At 45.4% G+C, this 18,248-nt stretch carries 14 protein-coding genes and 2 tRNA genes; all 16 read left to right on the plus strand.

Annotated elements, in window-relative coordinates:
• Positions 1 to 68 precede the first annotated feature (68 nt).
• The 16 genes from ACTTHR_RS01325 to ACTTHR_RS01400 all read left to right on the plus strand — a co-directional run bounded on the left by ACTTHR_RS01325 (position 69) and on the right by ACTTHR_RS01400 (position 18,136).
• The gene (locus ACTTHR_RS01325; protein WP_442604903.1) at positions 69 to 1,436 is read left to right on the plus strand and encodes a C10 family peptidase; all 1,368 of its coding nucleotides are present in this window, start codon (positions 69 to 71) and stop codon (positions 1,434 to 1,436) included.
• Positions 1,437 to 1,447: 11 nt separating this feature from the next.
• On the plus strand, positions 1,448 to 2,140 hold the full coding sequence (locus tag ACTTHR_RS01330; RefSeq protein ID WP_442604904.1) for a hypothetical protein: 693 nt from the start codon (positions 1,448 to 1,450) through the stop codon (positions 2,138 to 2,140).
• 342 nt (positions 2,141 to 2,482) lie between these two features.
• Positions 2,483 to 2,557: transfer RNA gene (locus ACTTHR_RS01335), tRNA-Glu, on the plus strand.
• 36 nt (positions 2,558 to 2,593) lie between these two features.
• Positions 2,594 to 2,854 (plus strand): 30S ribosomal protein S20, encoded by a 261-nt coding sequence (gene rpsT / locus ACTTHR_RS01340; protein ID WP_040579855.1) that lies wholly within the window; start codon positions 2,594 to 2,596, stop codon positions 2,852 to 2,854.
• A gap of 140 nt (positions 2,855 to 2,994) precedes the next feature.
• Positions 2,995 to 3,066, plus strand: a tRNA-Glu gene (locus tag ACTTHR_RS01345).
• A gap of 229 nt (positions 3,067 to 3,295) precedes the next feature.
• Entirely contained in the window at positions 3,296 to 4,972 is a 1,677-nt protein-coding gene (locus ACTTHR_RS01350) for a leucine-rich repeat domain-containing protein (protein ID WP_442604905.1), read from the plus strand.
• A 33-nt stretch (positions 4,973 to 5,005) separates the two neighbouring features.
• Complete coding sequence (locus ACTTHR_RS01355) at positions 5,006 to 6,253, plus strand: leucine-rich repeat domain-containing protein (RefSeq protein ID WP_442604906.1); 1,248 nt, start codon at positions 5,006 to 5,008, stop codon at positions 6,251 to 6,253.
• 63 nt (positions 6,254 to 6,316) lie between these two features.
• On the plus strand, positions 6,317 to 7,171 hold the full coding sequence (locus ACTTHR_RS01360) for an SDR family NAD(P)-dependent oxidoreductase (RefSeq protein ID WP_442604907.1): 855 nt from the start codon (positions 6,317 to 6,319) through the stop codon (positions 7,169 to 7,171).
• 18 nt (positions 7,172 to 7,189) lie between these two features.
• Entirely contained in the window at positions 7,190 to 8,710 is a 1,521-nt protein-coding gene (locus ACTTHR_RS01365; protein ID WP_442604908.1) for an AMP-binding protein, read from the plus strand.
• Between the two features lie 130 nt (positions 8,711 to 8,840).
• Positions 8,841 to 9,476 (plus strand): LysE family translocator, encoded by a 636-nt coding sequence (locus ACTTHR_RS01370; RefSeq protein WP_315333567.1) that lies wholly within the window; start codon positions 8,841 to 8,843, stop codon positions 9,474 to 9,476.
• Positions 9,477 to 9,489: 13 nt separating this feature from the next.
• Entirely contained in the window at positions 9,490 to 10,548 is a 1,059-nt protein-coding gene (locus ACTTHR_RS01375; protein ID WP_442604909.1) for a YeiH family protein, read from the plus strand.
• Between the two features lie 15 nt (positions 10,549 to 10,563).
• Positions 10,564 to 11,700, plus strand: coding sequence for an AI-2E family transporter (locus ACTTHR_RS01380; RefSeq protein WP_442604910.1), 1,137 nt, complete (start codon positions 10,564 to 10,566; stop codon positions 11,698 to 11,700).
• A 294-nt stretch (positions 11,701 to 11,994) separates the two neighbouring features.
• Positions 11,995 to 12,801, plus strand: a complete 807-nt coding sequence (locus ACTTHR_RS01385) for a polysaccharide biosynthesis/export family protein (protein ID WP_442604911.1) — start codon at positions 11,995 to 11,997, stop codon at positions 12,799 to 12,801.
• 32 nt (positions 12,802 to 12,833) lie between these two features.
• Entirely contained in the window at positions 12,834 to 15,338 is a 2,505-nt protein-coding gene (locus tag ACTTHR_RS01390; RefSeq protein ID WP_442604912.1) for a GumC family protein, read from the plus strand.
• Positions 15,339 to 15,392: 54 nt separating this feature from the next.
• Entirely contained in the window at positions 15,393 to 16,112 is a 720-nt protein-coding gene (locus tag ACTTHR_RS01395) for a tyrosine-protein phosphatase (protein ID WP_442604913.1), read from the plus strand.
• A 530-nt stretch (positions 16,113 to 16,642) separates the two neighbouring features.
• Positions 16,643 to 18,136 carry a hypothetical protein gene (locus tag ACTTHR_RS01400; RefSeq protein WP_442604914.1) on the plus strand — a complete coding sequence of 498 codons (1,494 nt, stop codon included), beginning with the start codon at positions 16,643 to 16,645 and terminating at the stop codon, positions 18,134 to 18,136.
• Positions 18,137 to 18,248 lie beyond the last annotated feature (112 nt).

Below are 18,248 nucleotides of genomic sequence, written 5' to 3' on the forward strand. Positions count from 1 at the left end.
AGAAAACTTGTTTATATTTTAGAATTATCATACCTTTGTGCTAGTTTATAAAGCAAAAACAACACATAATGAAAGCAAAAATTACTATCCTCTCTTGGAGTGTTGTGACATTAGGAACTGTTGTACTCACTGGCTGCAACTCCCAGCCTAAAGGAGATCTTTCTCCTCAAACTCATAATTCACCAACCCTCGTAGAGCAACAAATTGCCAATTTGTACCAATCTATCTTCAATGAGCTTCCTCAGGGAGGACTTCGTGCCGCCTCCAATGAGAAAGTAGGTAGTGGAGAAACTTATATTACCAATTTCGCCAAAGGAGGATTTATGCTTTACAATGTGGATTCATTGGGTGAAGTGATACTGCTTGGCATCTCAGAGGGAGGATCTCTTTCCACTCAGGACACTATCCATCAACCGATGCTTCGGAATATTCTAAATCAGGCAGCAATACTCGGGGAAGAAGGAGCTCCGAAGATACACAAAGATCTAGAAGAAAGCAATCACGGGGATCCCTCAAGGCCTCCCCTTCCATGGATTCGAGAATATTTTGGGTTCCCTAGATACACTTTAGACACAGAAAATTTTGAGAGCAAAAAGCCCATGAAACCCTCAACCCTAGAGTTTGGACAATATGCTCCATTTTTCAACTACCTACCTAAGAACAAAGAGACCAAACACGACTTGTTGGGCTGCGCCAATACAGCTCTTGCCGCCTTCTTTTCATTCTATAAACTTCCCAAAGCAATAGTATGCAACAACAAGACCACAAAAATGGACTGGCAAAACCTGTGGGACTCAAATAGAGAGGTTTACAACCTTAAAAAGGCAACAGGAAAAAAATTCTATTGGAAAAGCTTCTTGGAAGACGATCCCATTTTATCAGACCAGATAGCTCTCATGTGCATGTACATCTATTACAAAACTGGGCATATTTGGTCAGGTAGCTCTGGCACTGCAGTAGAAAACTGGAGAGTAAAACGTTTTTTGAAAAAACACAATTTCAATCCGGATGTAGTTGATTACGATGAAAAGACCCTTTTGGCTTATCTCCAAAAATATAAGCGACCTGTACTAGCTTATGGAGAAGGGGATAACACATTCGATTCTTGGCACTACTGGGTTTTTGATGGATATATGGAGAATCGGTGCGATCTCATTTCTGTACGGCAAGATTACGAGGGAGGCCCTTGGGTAAAAGACAAGGTTATCAAGAAGAATGTAATCTCTCGTTTCTACCATTGCAATTGGGGATGGAGTGGTGATAACAATGGATACTTTCGCAGCCATTTACTGAGACCATTTTACCGCTATGGTATCGTTTCTCCAACTACAGAACTAAGAACCGATCTACCGGACAGTGAAGAGAATTATGCTCGCCATGGCAAACTGTTTCTAACCTATCCTAAGGAACTGGCAGAGTATTGGACTATAAAATAGAGCAGTAAAATATGAATAGATATAAGAACACACTGGCATTGGGGAGTGTATTGCTCCTCTTTCTCCTAGGGATTTCGGGCTGCTTCGAGAAACCCAAGTACTACCCCCACTATCTCACGGGCTTTGTGGAGCCGGATACATTTCAGCTCGTGGATATAAGACTTGAAAGTCCTTGGTACCAAACGACAGTCTGTACGATTATCCTGTCCAACAAAAATCAAAAAAAGGTCTCACACTTTGGCTATGACGGAAGCGACCCAAAAATTAAAAGTTTTCTCACTCTCATCGGGGATACTCATTACCCTAGCAGGGGTAGGGAGGGGCGTCTTGGAAATCGCAAAACAGGTGTGATAACGTTCCCTAAAAGTATTGCTGTCACGTGCGACCACGACTATAACGAAGCACTCAAAGCCGGGATGCTACTGAATGAAGTGGCTTTTATTTCATTCAGCGATTATCTAGGATTCATACAAAGTGGCTACAAAAATGACAATTATAGAGCTCAGATAAACCTTGGCAACCAGGAAAACCTCAAGCGGCTATTGGCGTCAAAGCCTCTATGGAGACTCCAGTTGAATACGATTCCTGAAGCGTGGAATGGCGAGACTGTCCGCTTTACAGTCACCATGGTACTCCCCACGGATAAGGGAGACAAATCCATTACCGATAGCATTGATGTGAAGTTCCCAACTCCGAGCAAATAGGTTTATACAAGAGCCCATATGAGAGTAAAAGGGCTTCTCTCTTTTTATTTTCTCTGTATTTCTATTGCAGAGAGCAAGAGAGAGATAAAGGAGGTCGTACGCCCAGCCCCATGGTGGTTTTTGTTTATCTAAGCGTCGTACTTACAACTGGAAAGTACAACCGAATGAAGTTCTAGCACTACTTTCGCCATGCCGTTGCACTTGATACTGGAAGCTGCACATCTTTGGAAAAATAGCCAAGACTATTGCAGAATCAAAAAGTATTTGTACCTTTGTCACCGCAATTTGGAATAGGGGTCTAGAACCTTATGGATGACGCTCTACTCAATTGCTTAGGGTTATGGCCCTTTCGTCTATCGGTTAGGACGCAAGGTTTTCATCCTTGAAAGAGGGGTTCGATTCCCCTAGGGGCTACCAAATAATTAAATAGCAAAGTAAGAAGAATAAAGAGAAATGGCAAACCATAAGTCATCACTGAAGAGAATCCGTCAAACTAGCTCTCGTCGTCTGCACAATCGTTACTACGGTCGTACGACCCGTAATCAGATTAAGCGTTTCCGCATGCTTACAGACAAGGATGAAGCTAAGGCGTTGCTTCCTAAGGTGAGCTCTATGATTGACAAGCTCGCTCGTGAGCGCATTATTCATAAGAATAAGGCGGCTAACCTCAAGAGCAAGCTCGCTCGTCAGGTTAATCGCATGATGGCTGCTTAATAGCCCTTAAGGAGTATAGCACTCGCTCGAAGAGGGGAAGTAGAGATCTCGCTCGAGAGGAGGTTATATAAAAAGGAAGAAGGGGCTAGTCGCACTGAGTAGGTGCACGCTCCTTTGTAATAAGCAGTCGTGGCTTTGATGGCCCTTTCGTCTATCGGTTAGGACGCAAGGTTTTCATCCTTGAAAGAGGGGTTCGATTCCCCTAGGGGCTACAAAAGAGGGTAAAGGTGCCTCTCAACATTGTGTTGAGGGGCATTTTTTTTGTCTTCTCTTGTAGTTTTTTGTATATTTGTGGAGCAGATCTATAAGTTTGTAGTTCTTTCTTTTCATTTGAGTATAGAAGAAGCCTTTTTGTTTTCTCTCAGAGAGGCTTTACTTCTTTTCCTCTCTCCGTTTTAAAGGAGATGAAAGTATGTAGCATTCACTTATTGTGTGAGTTGTATGAATACAAATAGAGTAGCTTTATCCGCATTCCTTCCGTCCACTAGACGCTCTTTCCCCTTACTTCTATTAGGGTTGTTGGTGTTCTTTATTTCTAGTTGTAGTCCCTCGGGGAGTGGCTCCGAGCCTTTGCCCCTTTTTTCGCTCTCCGATACGCTTGTGCAGATGGAGGTTGGGAGTGAATTCACACTCAAAACAAATGTGCCTATCGGGGAGGTCGAAAGTGAAGTAAAAGACTCCAAGATCGTTTCCATTGATCCGAAGTTGTGCATTAAGGCTCTAGCAGAGGGGAGTACAGAGATTCTTCTTAAATACAAAGGCTCTCGCCAAGTAGTACATGTTTCGGTGGTTGCTCCTGCGTTTGATCAGGAGCATTTCCCAATGCTCCCTTGGCTCAAAATGGGGGCGACAGAGGAAGAAGTGAAAGTTTGGGAAGGGAAGCATGGAGGCGAAGTTTTCCTTACTGGGAAGGTATCTGATAGCGAGGATGAAACTTATATAACCTTCCGGATTAACGAAAATAGTTATCCTTTTAGGGAGTACTTCTTCGAGAGAGGAGCCTTGGCTGAGAGCCGTGTATATGTAGATGATTACGAGGAGTACTGGACGCTTGACGAAGGGGGGAAGCCCACCCCTAAAGCCCAAGATCTCGTCTCTCAATGGGGCTTCCGCTTTTATGGCTACAACAACGAGAATGTATATCCTACCGCCGTGGGGTGGAGTGCTGCTCTCCGCTTGATGTGCTATTATGGCCCTAGAATCAAGGCTGGGAAGACCTTTATGATGTTCGATTTCTTCGAAAGTGACGAGCCCTCTGTAGAGCCTGATGAACCCGGGGAGGCGACTTTTCTTTTGACTCCAACCTCCGGAGGTGCATCTTCTCTCTTCATCATGATCGAGTCTCCAGATACTTTTACGATAGATTGGGGCGATGGAACAAACAAAGACTACCCTGCAGGGAACTACGAACTCGAGAAGATGATTAAAGGTTCTATCCTCGGTACAACTCTGCGTGTAGTGGCTCCCAAGGCAACCTCTTTTGGCGTGTTTGGTGCGAAATTAGATGCCATTGCTATAGGCGATGCCTCCAAACTCGAAGAACTTCGTCTTATTGGGAGCAATCTGCAACAGCTAGACTTGAGCAGGTGTCCCGCTCTACGTTTCCTCTCCATTGGCAATAATAAATTGAAGTCTCTAGACCTCCGTCATAATCCCCTTTTGGAGGAATTGCACTGCTATAAAAACGAGATTTCCCATCTAAACTTATCGTCGTGCACTCGGCTCAATCTCCTCTATGCGCAAAAAAATCAATTGGAAGAGGTGGATTTGTCAGCCAACCTCGCCCTTCGCAACTTGGCCGTGTCTACAAATCCGTTGCGTAGTATAGACGTGAGTAAACATTCTCTTTTAGAAGAGTTGACTCTCTCTGATACACAACTAAAGACCTTGGGGACTTTGCCATCTCTCTCCCATCTTCTTACGCTACAGCTCGCTCGGCTAGGGCTAACGACCGAAGAGTTGAACGCCATATATACTGCATTGCCCGATGTAAGGGGTATCCCCATCGCAGATGATGAGAAGCCTTGGAAGTGTGTACTCAATCTGCGAGAGATCTCCAATGCTGCCAAGAGTTCTCTCCATATTGCTAGAGACAAGGGTTGGAATATCCAGCAATAGACACAAATAGTCATCCTTTATAAAACATTTTTCATGATGAAAAAGCAAGTACTCTTATCACTTATCTTCGGGCTATTTGCCCTTGGATGTATCTCAAAAAGTTGGGCACAACATCCCAAGGCCCCTTTGGCTATCGGTCTCTCCACAGAGAATAAAACCGACGAGCTAACCTTGACGATACAAACTGTAAAGCCCATTAAGATCAAATGGGGCGAAGTAGAAAAAGACTACACCCCAGAGCAAGTGGCCGAAGCCGGAGGTGAGCTATCGGGTACCACCTCCACGGGTCGCATCGTGATTTATTATTTCGACAAAGATGCCATCACCTCGCTTTCGGTTGCAGGTATGTCACTTACACGCGTAGACTTCTCTGGTATAAGTGACATTTCCGAATTCTCTGCTCCCGACAACAAGCTCACGTGGATTGCGCTTGAGCAATGTCCCAATTTGACCTACCTAAATCTCTCTCGTAATAAGTTTGAAGAGATGTTTGGAACGTACTTCAAGAATTTGGAAGATCTTCGTCTGGATGGCTGTGGACTGAAATCCTTTAAACTACAACACTGTCCTAATCTCCGCAATTTTAGTATTAGAGACAACGAATTTACGGAGCTGGATCTCTCCATACTCGAAGATTTGGAAAGCATAGAGTGCAGCAAAAATAATCTTACGGGGAGCATTGATTTCTCTGTTTGCAAAAAACTCAAGACTATAAAGGCAAAGGGAAACCAGCTGACCAACATTAATATTTCGGGTCTTTCTTCCCTCGTTAAACTAGAGGTTGATGGGAATGAATTGCTCGAAGTAAAAGCAAAGGACAACTCATCGTTGTCCATTGTAGACCTCACAAACAATAAAATGGATGCGTGTGCTCTCGACGATCTCTACCGAGCCCTTCCCAAAAAGGCGCAGAAAATCACCGTTGGAAAAGACCTGCTTGTAAAGAACAACCCCGGTGCCAAGACTGCCAAAAGTAGTCTCGCAGAGGAAAATAATTGGGTAATAGACCAAAAGGGAGATGGCAGTGGATGTGAGAAGGCTTTGGGTGAGCTCCCGACGTCTAGCGCTCCATATGCTTTTGCCTATGAGGGGAAGATATGGGTTGTTACCCCCGCTAGTGGTTATGCTGCAACTCTGTATACTCTTGAGGGAAAGCGCTTAGCCACTCAATCTGTACCCTGTGGTACGGCTTCTCTCTCGGCTGCGCTTGCCTCGGGTAATTACCTCGTGGTTGTAGAGGCTGAAGGCAAAGAGCCCGTGACCATAAAGGTGACTTTGTAATACATTTGGCTTAGGATCCATAGCATAGGTAGCTCATGCTTCTCAAAAGGAGCGAAGCGGCCTATGCTTTTGTGTGCCTTGATGGAGCGTATGTCCGGATGGATTAAAAGATTGTTGTATCCCTCATGGGGGCTGTCCACTTCCTTGTTGCAAAGGAGGTTTGTTCAGCGCGTTGTAGTGGTAACAGGGGCTTCGAGAGGGATCGGAGCGGCCCTAGTTCGTCTGCTGCAATCCTATCGGGTGCATTTCGTTTTAGTGGCTCGCTCGGAGGCCGAATTGCAGCAACTTGCCCAAGAGGTTGAGGCTTTGGGAGCATCAGCGGAGTGCTACGCGGTGGATCTTCGAGAGCGGGAGGCACTTCGTGATCTTTGTCGGATTCTTGCGGAGCGTTACCCTCGAGTGGATTATTTCTTCGCCAATGCCGGAAAGTCGATTTGCCGCTCTTTGGAAGACTCTCAAGAGCGTTTGCACGATTTTGATCGCACGATCGATCTCAACTACCGTGCCATGGTCTACCTAGCGCAGGCTCTCTATCCAGCCCTTGCAGCGGCTCGGGGAGTACTTGTTTATACCTCTTCGGTAAGTTTGTTATACCCTCCTGCTCCCCATTGGGCAGCCTATCATGCCTCAAAGGGGGCTGCGGATATTTGGTTGCGTACAGCTCGTGAGGAGTGGGCTTTGCGTGGAGTGCGAGTTCGTATTGCCTATATGCCCCTTGTGCATACCTCCATGGCCGACGTTAATCCTCGCTATGTCCATCTCCCCGGCTACACCGTGGAGGAGGCGGCTACTCGGCTTATCCACTTGGCCGTTGGACGGAGATCTTCTTATGCTCCTTGGTGGGCTCGACTCTCTTCTCCTTTGTCTTCCCTCTTTCGAGGGATCGTAACCTATGCCTACCGACGCATGTCTCACTGATATCTCTTCTATCCCGATATGCACCAACCAACCTATTCCCTCTCGGCAGCCCTCCGTCAATTGCATTTTATTACCCCTCGGGGGATTATTGCATGGGTGCGGGCTTTTTGGCGAGATGGGGTCTCCCTTATGACGCTCTTGGGCTATGCTGCTTCCATTTATCCTCAGCGAGAAGCGCTCCTCTACGAGGGGGAGTCTCTGACCTATAGGCAACTCTACCAAGAGGCTCTGCGTCTGGCTCGTTGTTTTCAAGAGAAGGGGTATTGCAAGCGTGGGGGGCGAGTAGCTCTGCTCTGCCGTAATCACCTTGAGTTGGCCCTCCTTCTGCCGGCTCTCTCTCGCTTGGGGATAGGAGCCTATCTGCTCAATACCGACATGAGTGAAGAGCAGTTGGTGCGCTTCCTAGTGGGGCGGAAGTATGATCTTCTGATCCTAGATGAGGAGTTTCGTCAGCGTTATTTCTCCGACAAAGAACCGCCCACACCCCTCCTTACCACGGAAGAATTGGGTAGAGTGCGCTCGGAAGATAACGGAAGGTCTCGCCGCTTTTTGCCACGTATTGTCCGAGGGGCCGAACTCTCCGTGCTTACGGGCGGATCAAGTGGTAGTTACAAATCTGCCGATCGTCGCCCCTCTGCGATCAATTTCTTACCGCCTTTGCTTGCCTTGATTCGTTCTATTGGGATTCATCGGGGGAGTACAACCTACCTCGCCTTACCCCTATTTCATGGCTTTGGTTTGGCAACATTGTTCGTGGCTTGGGTGATGGGAAAACGTGTTTGGCTTACCCGCCGTTTTCGTGCCGAGGAGGCTTTGGAGGGGATTGAGCGCTACGGCGTGGATGTTTTGCCCATAGTACCCGTAATGCTTGCTCGTATGATGCTTTTGCCTCAGGCTGCGAGTAAAATGAAGAGTTTGCGCTGCATTGTTTCCGGAGGAGACCGCCTCGATCGCAAACTTGTAGCACAAGTGCATCAGGAGGTTGCCCCCATTATTTATAATCTCTATGGCACCTCAGAAGCCGGATTCTTTCTTCTCGCAACTCCTCAGGCTCTGGATGCCTATCCCGAAGAGACAACCCTGGGATTCCCTATTCGCGGGGTGCGATGTAGTGTGCGCAACTCCGATTCGGATGGTGTAGGGGAGCTGTGGGTCTCGTCGCGCTGGGCCATGCAGGCTAGACGCAACAGTTGGCAGGCAACCGGAGATCGGGTGTGGTGCAGTAAGGAGGGGGCTTATTTCCATCGGGGGCGGGTCGATAGGATGGCGGTCTGTGGCGGAGAAAATGTTTATCCTGAGGTAGTGGAGCGTGTGATTGAGAGTCATCCCGAGGTAATTGCAGCCCAGGTGTATACGATCCCTCACCCCGAATTCGGTAGCGTACTAGCCGCCCGTGTGGAGCTTTCTACGGATTCTGTGCTTACGGTAGAGGAACTTTCTGCATGGATCAAACCCAGGCTCTCTCGGGCAGAGCATCCCCACAAAATTGAGTTGGCTCCTCTAAACATGCTCTCTACGGGTAAGCGATCTTCTCTTTAGAGGTGAGTTTTGCCACGTCTATCCTCCTCTTTTGTTGTGCAGATGGGCATTGTTTAGTGTGAGTTGCTTATCTTTGTGGAGCATAGCGGAGGGCTTGTAAAGACAGAGTTCTCCCTCGGAGAAAAAGATAATGTGGATAATAACGACGATAGTACTAGGTTTCTTGATCGGGGTTCTGGTCTCTGCACCTATGGGTCCCGTGGGGGTACTCTGTGTACGTCGTACACTACATCGTGGGCGCAGAGAGGGTTTGATCACGGGCGTAGGCGCCATGATTAGCGACTTGCTTTACGCCGCCGCCTCTTACAAAGGGATCACGATGGTACTCGATTTTATCTACCGATACGAGTTCTTTTTGCAGATTCTTGGAAGCCTTGTGGTGCTCGCTTTTGGTATTCATATGTATTTCTCTCTCCCGAGTTACGATGTAGTGGATGATGGAAAGAGTAAAAGTGCCTGGAAGCTGATGACCTCGGCCTTCTTCTTTGCCTTGGGCAATCCACTTATTGCCTTCGTGTATATGGCCTTTTATAGCCGCTACAATTTTGTGCCCGATACCCCCACTCTAGGCTGGCACTTTGTGATAGCAATGCTCTCAATAGCCCTAGGGGCGATCTCTTGGTGGTTTGTAATTACCTACCTTGTACTGCGCCTCAAAGAGAATGTGTCGGTGGGAGGCCTGAGGATCTTCAATAAGATATTGGCCCTTGTCTTTATTGGAATCTCTCTTGTTGGGCTAGCTATGTGCTTGATTAAGTTCACTTAATTCCTCTCTGACGATGCAACGTAATTGGCATTATTACCTCGGGGTTTTGCTGACGATTGCATTAGCTGCAATTGCCGTCTGCCTTGCTAAGATCCCCTTTATTACCACACTACATCTATCTCCTTTGATCATTGGTATTGTGCTTGGTCTTATCCTAGCCAATACGATACGGAGCCGTTTGCCCGAGGGGATGACTCCCGGATTAAAATTCGTAGGGAAGCGCATCTTACGCTTTGCGATTGTCTTTTATGGCTTCCGACTTACGCTCTCGGATGTGTGGGCAGCAGGCTGGGCTACGCTCTTAGTCGATACAATCGTGGTTTCTTCTACCCTATTGCTAGGGACAATGGTGGGGCGTTGGCTCCGTCTAGATAGGGAGACTTCTATGCTAACCTCTGCAGGGAGTGCCGTCTGTGGGGCTGCAGCTGTACTGGCTAGTGAGCCGGTTGTGGGTGCCAATTCTGCCAAAACGGTGGTAGCAGTTTCTACGGTGGTTTTGTTTGGAACGCTCTCGATGTTTCTATATCCCGTCCTCTATCAATTAGGAGTTTACGATATGACCGATGCCCAAGTTGCGGTATATACCGGGTCTACTCTGCACGAGGTCGCTCATGTAGCGGGTGCGGGAGCTGCTATGCAGGCAACTAGTGTGGCAAGTGCCTTTGACATTGCGGGAACGGCTACTATTACCAAAATGATACGAGTAATACTCCTCGCTCCTGTACTTATTGTGCTGGGGATGTTCTTCCAAAAGGGAAACAAAGGAGAGACTCGGGCTACAAAACGCATTGCTATCCCTTGGTTTGCTGTTTGGTTCCTTATCATCATCGGGCTCAATACGCTCCTGATCTCTTTAGCTTCTACTTATGGCTTAGAAGACACCTACGCTTCTGTGCGAAGCATTATTCGCGGGGTAGACGACTTTATGCTCACCATGGCTATGGCGGCTATTGGTGCAGATGCCGTATTTGCTCGCTTCCGAGAGGCGGGGTTTAAACCCTTCGCTCTCGCTGCCGTACTCTATATTTGGCTTACGGTGGGTGGTTATTTTTTGGTAAAACTTATTGTCTAGTAATCCTAAAATCATATGGAAAACAGTCCTCACGAAGGCTTTAAGGGTCTTAGCCCTTCTGCCAATCGATCCGTTTTTATGTGGGCAATCCTGTTGCCTATCGTGCTGCTTGCTCTTATTTTTGGGAGGGAGGCCCTGCCCTACCTAAGTGGATTTTTAGGAGCAATTACTCTGTTCTCTATCTTGAGAGGGCAGATGAGATTCCTCACTAAGAAGTGGCATTTCCCTCGTGGATTAGCTGCCTTTATTCTTATTCTCGAGACGCTTTTCCTTTTCCTGCTCCCGCTTGCCGGTATTGCGTCTATGCTGATAGACCTCTTTACACACACTGAGATTGATCTGAATGAATGGTATCACCAAGCTGTGCAATGGGTGGATGAGGCTAAAGATTGGATTGGAGTAGATTTTGTAAAGCGAGATGGATTCTTTGTTGAGCAGGTTCTACCCGCCCTTACTAAGATGGGGCAAACCTTTACGACAAAGATCGTTGTCGGGGTTTATTCTCTTGTGGTCAATAGTGTTGTGCTACTCTTTGTTCTCTACTATATGCTCTATGAACGAGAGTATTTCGAGGCGGCTATCCGAGAGCTACTCCCCTTTACCGAAGAAAATAAACGCATCTTGGTATCTGAGACGCAGCGCATCATTGCAGCTAACGCTGTGGGGATACCGCTAATCGCCATTGTTCAAGGGGGATTTGCTTATCTTGGGTACATCTTCTTTGGTGTAGAGGGAGCTTTGTTCTACGCAGTACTTACGGCCTTTGCTACTATTATCCCGATGGTGGGTACCATGGTAGTGTACGTGCCCCTTGCTTTGGCCCTAGGTTTTGCCGGGAATTGGGGGGCTTGTATCGGGCTTTTGATCTATGGATTTTTGGTCATAGGGGGAATAGACAATGTAATTCGCTTCCTGCTCCAAAAGTCTCTTGCCGATATTCACCCTCTTGTTACTGTCTTTGGCGTTATTTTTGGGGTAAGTATTTTTGGCTTTTGGGGGGTGATTTTTGGCCCTTTACTTCTTTCTCTTCTGATACTTCTCCTGAATATATTCCGTCATGACTACGTCCCTGGTTCTGTAGCTCAGCCTCGTGCGGCTCGAGAGAATTGGGGAGGGTTGATGCCTAAGTGGGCAAAGAAGAAAAAGAAGTAGCCTCTTTGGTCACTCTTTTCTGGCTGATTTTATTTTTCTTTTAGGCTGATTCTTTTGGGGAAATCAGCCTGTGCGGGATATTTTTTAGGGTAGGGGAGGATCTTGTATTGCTCCTCGGCGTACTAAAGGTGTGTTACGCCTTGTGCTAGATCCTATATCTATTCTTTTGTTTATCCTTTCACTAAAGTAGTAGAAACGCTTCTTTCTCTAAGAAAAAGGCTACCTTTGCGGGAGCAGATTGCGTGCCGTGTCCCTATTTTTTGTGACTCGGCTTGTTTTGATGGATATGAAAGAATGAAGAGATTAGATATACTATCAGTTGTACTAGTTTTGCTCTTGACAGTCTCTTGTCGCTCGGCAAAGAATGTACTCTACCTGCAAGATCTTGATAGCGTTGAGAGTGCCGGTTATACTCGTCTAGAACCTACAATACAACCCGGAGACCTGCTTTCTATTACCGTTAATTCAAAGAATCCGGAGTTATCCGCCCCCTTTAATTTACCGATGGTCAGCTATACATCATCGGTAGGACGTGGTGTAGGAGTGCAATACTTACAAGGCCATTTGGTGGGAACCGATGGTACTATTACCTTCCCCCTTCTCGGGAAAATAAACGCCTCCGGGCTGACAAAACAACAGCTCATTGATAAGATTTCGCGAGAACTTATCGCCGGAAATTATATCAAAGAGCCTATCGTGACTATTAGTTTTCAGAACTTTAAGATAACCGTTCTTGGCGAAGTGTCTCGTCCTGGTAGCTTCACGATAGACAATGAGCGAGTTACCATCTTTGATGCTATTGGCATGGCTGGAGATATGACAATCTATGGACGGCGAGACAACGTAATAGTAGTGCGTGAAGCCAATGGTAAGCGCGAGATCTATACGCACGACTTGCGGTCTAAAGAGGTGTTCCGTTCACCATGTTTTTATCTAGCGCAAAATGATGTGGTATTTGTGAATCCCAACAATGCCAAAATACAGATGAGTGAGATAAACCAAAATAATAACGTTGGGGTATGGCTTAGCCTTGTGGGGAGTGTTACTTCCGTCTCAACTCTCGTTATGACCGTGGTGCGCAACTCAAAATCTTCTAAGTAATATCTCTATCATACATATCTGCACAACGAACCATGGAGTATAGAGAATCCGAAACAAAATCTATAGACCAAGAGCTCAAACGCTCTTCTCTCGCAGAAGCTGCATCATTTATTACCCTTTCGGATATAGGGCTTATCCTACGTTCCAATTGGTATTGGTTTGCAATAACTTTACTTTTTGCTATCGGAGGTACCTCTATCTACCTCTTGCGGACTCCCAACGTATACAAGCGCGAAGCTAGCATATTGGTCAAGGATAAGATGGATGCATCGAATGTGCTTAGCGAGCTCTTCGAGTCTTCTGCCTTAACCTCTCTAGGAGGAAAGAGTGCCGTGGAAAACGAACTCTTTATCCTAAGGACAGACTTCCTAATCGATCAAGTAATAGAACGTCTTAACCTAGATGTTTCCTATTCTCGTAGCAAGGGAATAAGCAAACAGATGCTTTATAAAGATGCTCCGGTTCAGGTTCGTTTCCTAGGAAATTGCGCCAATCTTTCTTGCAAATTGGAGGTCTCTTCTGTAGATGCTAACCATGTATCCCTTCTTTGTGAGGAGTCTTCTATCGAAGCAGCTAAGGGTACAACCACTCAAGTACAGATCGGGGTCCCCCAAGATACTCCTATGGGGCGAGTTTTGGTTACTGCTACAGAGCATTTCCCTTCATCAGAAGCCTCCTTCTCTCTAGGGGTAGAAAAGAACACTCGTGAGAGAAGCATTCGCTCTTTTTCTCATATCTTCAACGTTTCGGCTGCAAGTAAACAAGGGAGCATTATTACCTTGACAATGCAGCATCAAAACCCTGAAGTTGCAGAGGATTTCCTCAATACCCTCGTGCAGATCTATAATGAGAACTCTCGTTTGGAAAAGGTGCGGATCGCCCAGAAAACTGAACAGTTTATCGATGGACGTCTCGCAATTATCGGCGGAGAGCTAGGCAGCGTTGATACAGAAATAGAGCAATTCAAACAGAATAATCGTATTGCCGATATCCAACAGGAGGCTCGGAGCTACATTACGGGTACCGCCGAAATTGCACGGCAGATGGCCGAAGTGAACAATAAACTTGCGGTGGCCAACTACCTAAGGGATTACTTAAAGTCTCCCAGTTCGAAGAACGAACTTATCCCTGCCAATGTAGGGCTTAATGATATCTCTGCGGATAATTTGATCCGAGAATACAACTCCCTTCTTTTGCGTCGTGACCAATTGATCGCTAATGCCGAAACGCAAAACCCCGTGGTAGAGAGCCTAGAGAAGCAACTGGCCTCCATGCACGTGGCGGTAGTTAAGTCGGTAGACAATTTGATCAAATCTTTGTCGGTTCAAGCCGCTAGTATTAATAGACAAGCCGGGCTTAACGAGGGGCGTATCTCCTCTGTACCGATGCAAGAGAAAGTGGTAGGCTCGATCTATCGAAACCAAAAAATTAAGGAGGAACTTTACCTGTTCCTACTCAACGCGCGCGAAAAAAACTCTCTTACTATAGAAGCAGCCGACTCTGAGATTCGTTTGATACAGCCAGCGATGGGATCTTCCATCCCTGTTGCACCTCGCAAGGGCATGATTCTTTTGGTCGCTTTCTTGTTGGGACTTATTTTCCCGGCAGGGGTGCTCTACCTCCGTTTCATCATCAATAATAAGGTGAGGGGGCGCAAAGACATTGAGTCGTACACCTCATTGCCATTCTTGGGGGAGATTCCTCGTTACGAAACGCAGTCTTTGCATAATAGAATTATCCCTAAGATTTTCCGTACGAAGGAGAGCGAAAGACGTTTGCGTCAGAAGGAGAGACACAAAAACATACTTCTCTTTAATGCTAAGGAACGTGTGGTTATTAGTGAATCTTTCATGGTAGTGCGTACGAATCTTGCCTATATGCTTCATGGAATTAAGAGTAAGGGTAAGGTACTTATGGCTACAAGTGCTATCCCCGAGTCCGGGAAGACTTTTATTTCGGCCAACTTCTCTTCTTGCCTTGCTTCCCTAGAGGGGAATAGAGTGCTTCTCATTGATGCGGACATTCGTAAGGCGAGCCTTAGTGATGCTTTGGCGAGCTATATGACCCAACGTAGCAAGGGAGGGCTTTCTTCTTACCTACTTGGAAGCAGTACCGATCTATCGGATCTGATTGTTCGGATAGATGCGAGTTCGCCATTCGACTTCCTCCCTGCAGGTGTGGTTCCTCCCAATCCTACAGAGTTGCTTCTTGGAGATCGATTCGCCGAACTCATTGAAAAGGTGCGCGAAATGTATGATTACATCCTTATCGATAGCGTTCCTTTCGTTAATGTAGCTGACGCCCTTATTACCAATCGGGTAGCGGATATGACCATGGTAATAGTACGCGAAGGTCACTTACCACGACCCCTATTGTTGGAAATAGAGACCTTATATAGATCTAAGAAACTGATCAATCCTGCAATTGTGCTCAATGATGCAGGGGCCATGAGTGGTACTACAGGTAGCAGCTATGGTAGCTACGGATCGTATGGATCGTACGGAGGGTATGGCTCGTACGGCTCCTATGGTAGCTAGGATGTTGTGCTATTGTAGCAGGGTGGCACGATGTTTTTTCTGAAGCGACGAGAGTTGAATATTGTACGAGAGGGCTGGCTCAGGGGCATGATTGATGTGCATTGTCATCTACTGCCCGGGGTCGATGACGGAGCTCGCTCTATGGAGGAGTCTCGTGCTCTATTGCAAATGATGGGAGCTGTTGGGGTTGAGAGTTTTATATTTACTCCGCACATTTATAGTCGATATCCCCAGAATAACGCCATCTCTTTACGCGAGCATTTCGATGCTTTTTTAGAAGAACTTGCCATGCCTCAGGTGTCGATTCGTTTGGCGGCAGAGTATATGGTAGACAATCAGTTTGAGGCACATCTTGATGAGCCTTTGCTCACATTAGGAGACTCTCGTTACCTCCTTTTTGAGTTCTCTTTTGCCGGAGCTCCGATGGATTATCCCAATTCCATTCGTTCCATCCGCTCTTCAGGGGCAAAGCCTCTCCTTGCACATCCGGAGCGTTATCTCTATTTTACTACTGAGGAGTACGAAGCTCTCAAAGATTTGGGTGTCTCATTCCAGCTCAATCTATTCTCCCTTACGGGCATGTATGGGGAGGCAGTGCAGAAGCGTGCTCGGCAGATGTTGCTCTCCAGTTTTTATGATTTTGTGGGGACGGATACGCATCGAAAGGAGAAGTTCAATAAGGTAATTGAGCAGCCCATGTTGCCTCGGCGGTTTGAATCCTACCTTGCTACCTTAATGGACAATAACAGGTCGCTCCTTGCTTCTAAGGCATAGTTTACACCCTTTCTCACTAGTAGCATATTGTCTCCATCCGATAACTTCCAAGAATGAACTGCCGAGTAATCTCAAAATTGCTCGGTATTTTTTTGTTTACTTGGAGAGTCTCTTCCCGAAAGTCTTGATGTTTGTCTCCAGAAGTATCGCTGGTTTTCTTTTGATTGTAGGGCAGAATTCGATTACTTTTTGCCTAAAGAAAGAATCTCTCTAGGGCAGGATTTTTCTTGAAATAGGGTAGAGATAAAATACGGACACGCTGAGAGTATTTCTTCATATTTTCATTCTCTTTTTACAGGAGGGATTGCCATAATGAAAGGAAAATGGGGGATGGTCGTTCTAATGAGAGGAAGGAGAATCTCTCGTTCTTCTCGGTGAGTAGCCTTATCTTTGCAAAAAGGTTTGATTTAAATTGTGTAAGGTGCTCTGCTCCACCGTAGAATATAGATTGTACAATCATTCTTTCTGCTTCTGTCAAATTTGGGAAGAATGATCTGTCGTTTAGCGTTAAATAAAAAATCGATAGGAAAATGTCAGAATCTAAGCCTGCATCAAAGGAGACTATTGATAGATTAATCGCAAGTTTTGGATCGGCAATAGGTGTTCTCCATAAGGAGTTGAAGGATGGACTTATAGTACGTTCTTTAATGGATGAAGATACTCCACTATTGTATGTCTTGACTCAAGACTTGCAGAATAGCATCAAGTTTATATTGATAGATGTAGTGGTTTCATGTAGAGCGGATTTCTCAGCAAATAAGTTGTATGAGAAGCGATTCCATATGAAAAACATTCAAGCATCAATCTCTGAAGGGTATAAGTCGCTTTTAAATTTCGGAAGCTTGAGAAAAAAATCCCTATGGAAAAAACTAATGAGACAAATTCATGAAGAAGGATATCCTGAATTGGTAGCAGAAGGTATGGCCATAGATGAAAAATTGATGGCATTTGGAGATGCGGAGATTAATCAAGAATTGCGAAATCTTACTCTTCACTATGATAATGAGATGATAGAAGTGTATAATAAAACTCTTTCTCTTGATAGTGAGGACGATGTGGTGAAGAAGGTCTCTCGTTTCTGGGATCTTTTGCAAGATGTGGAATTATATACTGATAACGTAGATAAGTACTGTCGTTTAAGAAGTGGTCTCAATAAGCCATTCCCATCGTTCTCAACATCATTTGATATTAATATTTACCGTGAGAGAGTATGTCAGTTTATCAATGAAGATGGTAAAATTGCAAGGGTTTTCAATGAAATTCCAGAGGATATTGTCGGATCTTTAGGTCCAATAGCAGACTCTTGGAATACAACTAAGAGAGCTAAAACTTATATGCAGAATGCAGGATTTGTAGATGACCCTGCATTTGGGAAGCTTCAGGATTTGAACAATATTCAATTATTACTGAGGTTTATGATGCTCGATATGGCTGCAATCGTAAACGCATTCCTAAGGTCATCATCCGATATAGAGTCTTCTTTTAATCTTCGAAGGGTGTGCATAACAAAGGTGTCTACAATGGTGCACCTATATGGATATACATCTAGAGAATATGAACAATCTATTTGGAGGAGAATCAGAGATATGGTGCCAAATGAATCATATGAACTTATTTCTCAGAGTAGGGATATTGATGATTTATTAAGGAAGATGGTATCTCAGTCCGATGATAAGGATTTGAGAACAACTTTTGTACACTTATTTGATAATTCAAAAATGTGTTCTAGTGTGCTGGAAGTTATGGATGCTATTGAAGATATAGATCCAATAATTCAGCTATCAGAAATCTGTTCCCTTCTTGAGATAAGCAAGATTATACTGAATTTTGTCACAATACTAGTAGATGTGTTTGCTCAAGAAGAATGTGAGAAGAAAATTCAAGTGACTAAAGCCATTAATGATCAAATAAATAAGTTCATTCATGTTTTTGAGGAAAATGAGTTGCCAGAAGAAGAGAAGAAACAAGTGATAGAAATACTGGAAGGAATAAAAGGGAATCTAGATGATTTGATGACATTATAGCTCAGAGCATAAAATCATCGCATAATGATTTTGTGAAAACAAAAGCGAGTGTTGGGGAGAGTGTGTAGGCCTTAAACTCCTTATCTTATCCTTACAAATACCTATCTTTGTG

This window comes from Porphyromonas endodontalis, assembly GCF_052173515.1.
In the GTDB taxonomy this organism is placed as follows: Bacteria; Bacteroidota; Bacteroidia; order Bacteroidales; family Porphyromonadaceae; genus Porphyromonas; species Porphyromonas endodontalis_A.

Coding starts and splice junctions, on each gene's coding strand:
- ACTTHR_RS01325 (WP_442604903.1), top strand. CDS start 69: ATGAAAGCAAAAATTACTATCCTCTCTTGGAGTGTTGTGACATTAGGA.
- ACTTHR_RS01330 (WP_442604904.1), top strand. CDS start 1,448: ATGAATAGATATAAGAACACACTGGCATTGGGGAGTGTATTGCTCCTC.
- rpsT (WP_040579855.1), top strand. CDS start 2,594: ATGGCAAACCATAAGTCATCACTGAAGAGAATCCGTCAAACTAGCTCT.
- ACTTHR_RS01350 (WP_442604905.1), top strand. CDS start 3,296: ATGAATACAAATAGAGTAGCTTTATCCGCATTCCTTCCGTCCACTAGA.
- ACTTHR_RS01355 (WP_442604906.1), top strand. CDS start 5,006: ATGATGAAAAAGCAAGTACTCTTATCACTTATCTTCGGGCTATTTGCC.
- ACTTHR_RS01360 (WP_442604907.1), top strand. CDS start 6,317: ATGCTTTTGTGTGCCTTGATGGAGCGTATGTCCGGATGGATTAAAAGA.
- ACTTHR_RS01365 (WP_442604908.1), top strand. CDS start 7,190: ATGCACCAACCAACCTATTCCCTCTCGGCAGCCCTCCGTCAATTGCAT.
- ACTTHR_RS01370 (WP_315333567.1), top strand. CDS start 8,841: ATGTGGATAATAACGACGATAGTACTAGGTTTCTTGATCGGGGTTCTG.
- ACTTHR_RS01375 (WP_442604909.1), top strand. CDS start 9,490: ATGCAACGTAATTGGCATTATTACCTCGGGGTTTTGCTGACGATTGCA.
- ACTTHR_RS01380 (WP_442604910.1), top strand. CDS start 10,564: ATGGAAAACAGTCCTCACGAAGGCTTTAAGGGTCTTAGCCCTTCTGCC.
- ACTTHR_RS01385 (WP_442604911.1), top strand. CDS start 11,995: ATGAAGAGATTAGATATACTATCAGTTGTACTAGTTTTGCTCTTGACA.
- ACTTHR_RS01390 (WP_442604912.1), top strand. CDS start 12,834: ATGGAGTATAGAGAATCCGAAACAAAATCTATAGACCAAGAGCTCAAA.
- ACTTHR_RS01400 (WP_442604914.1), top strand. CDS start 16,643: ATGTCAGAATCTAAGCCTGCATCAAAGGAGACTATTGATAGATTAATC.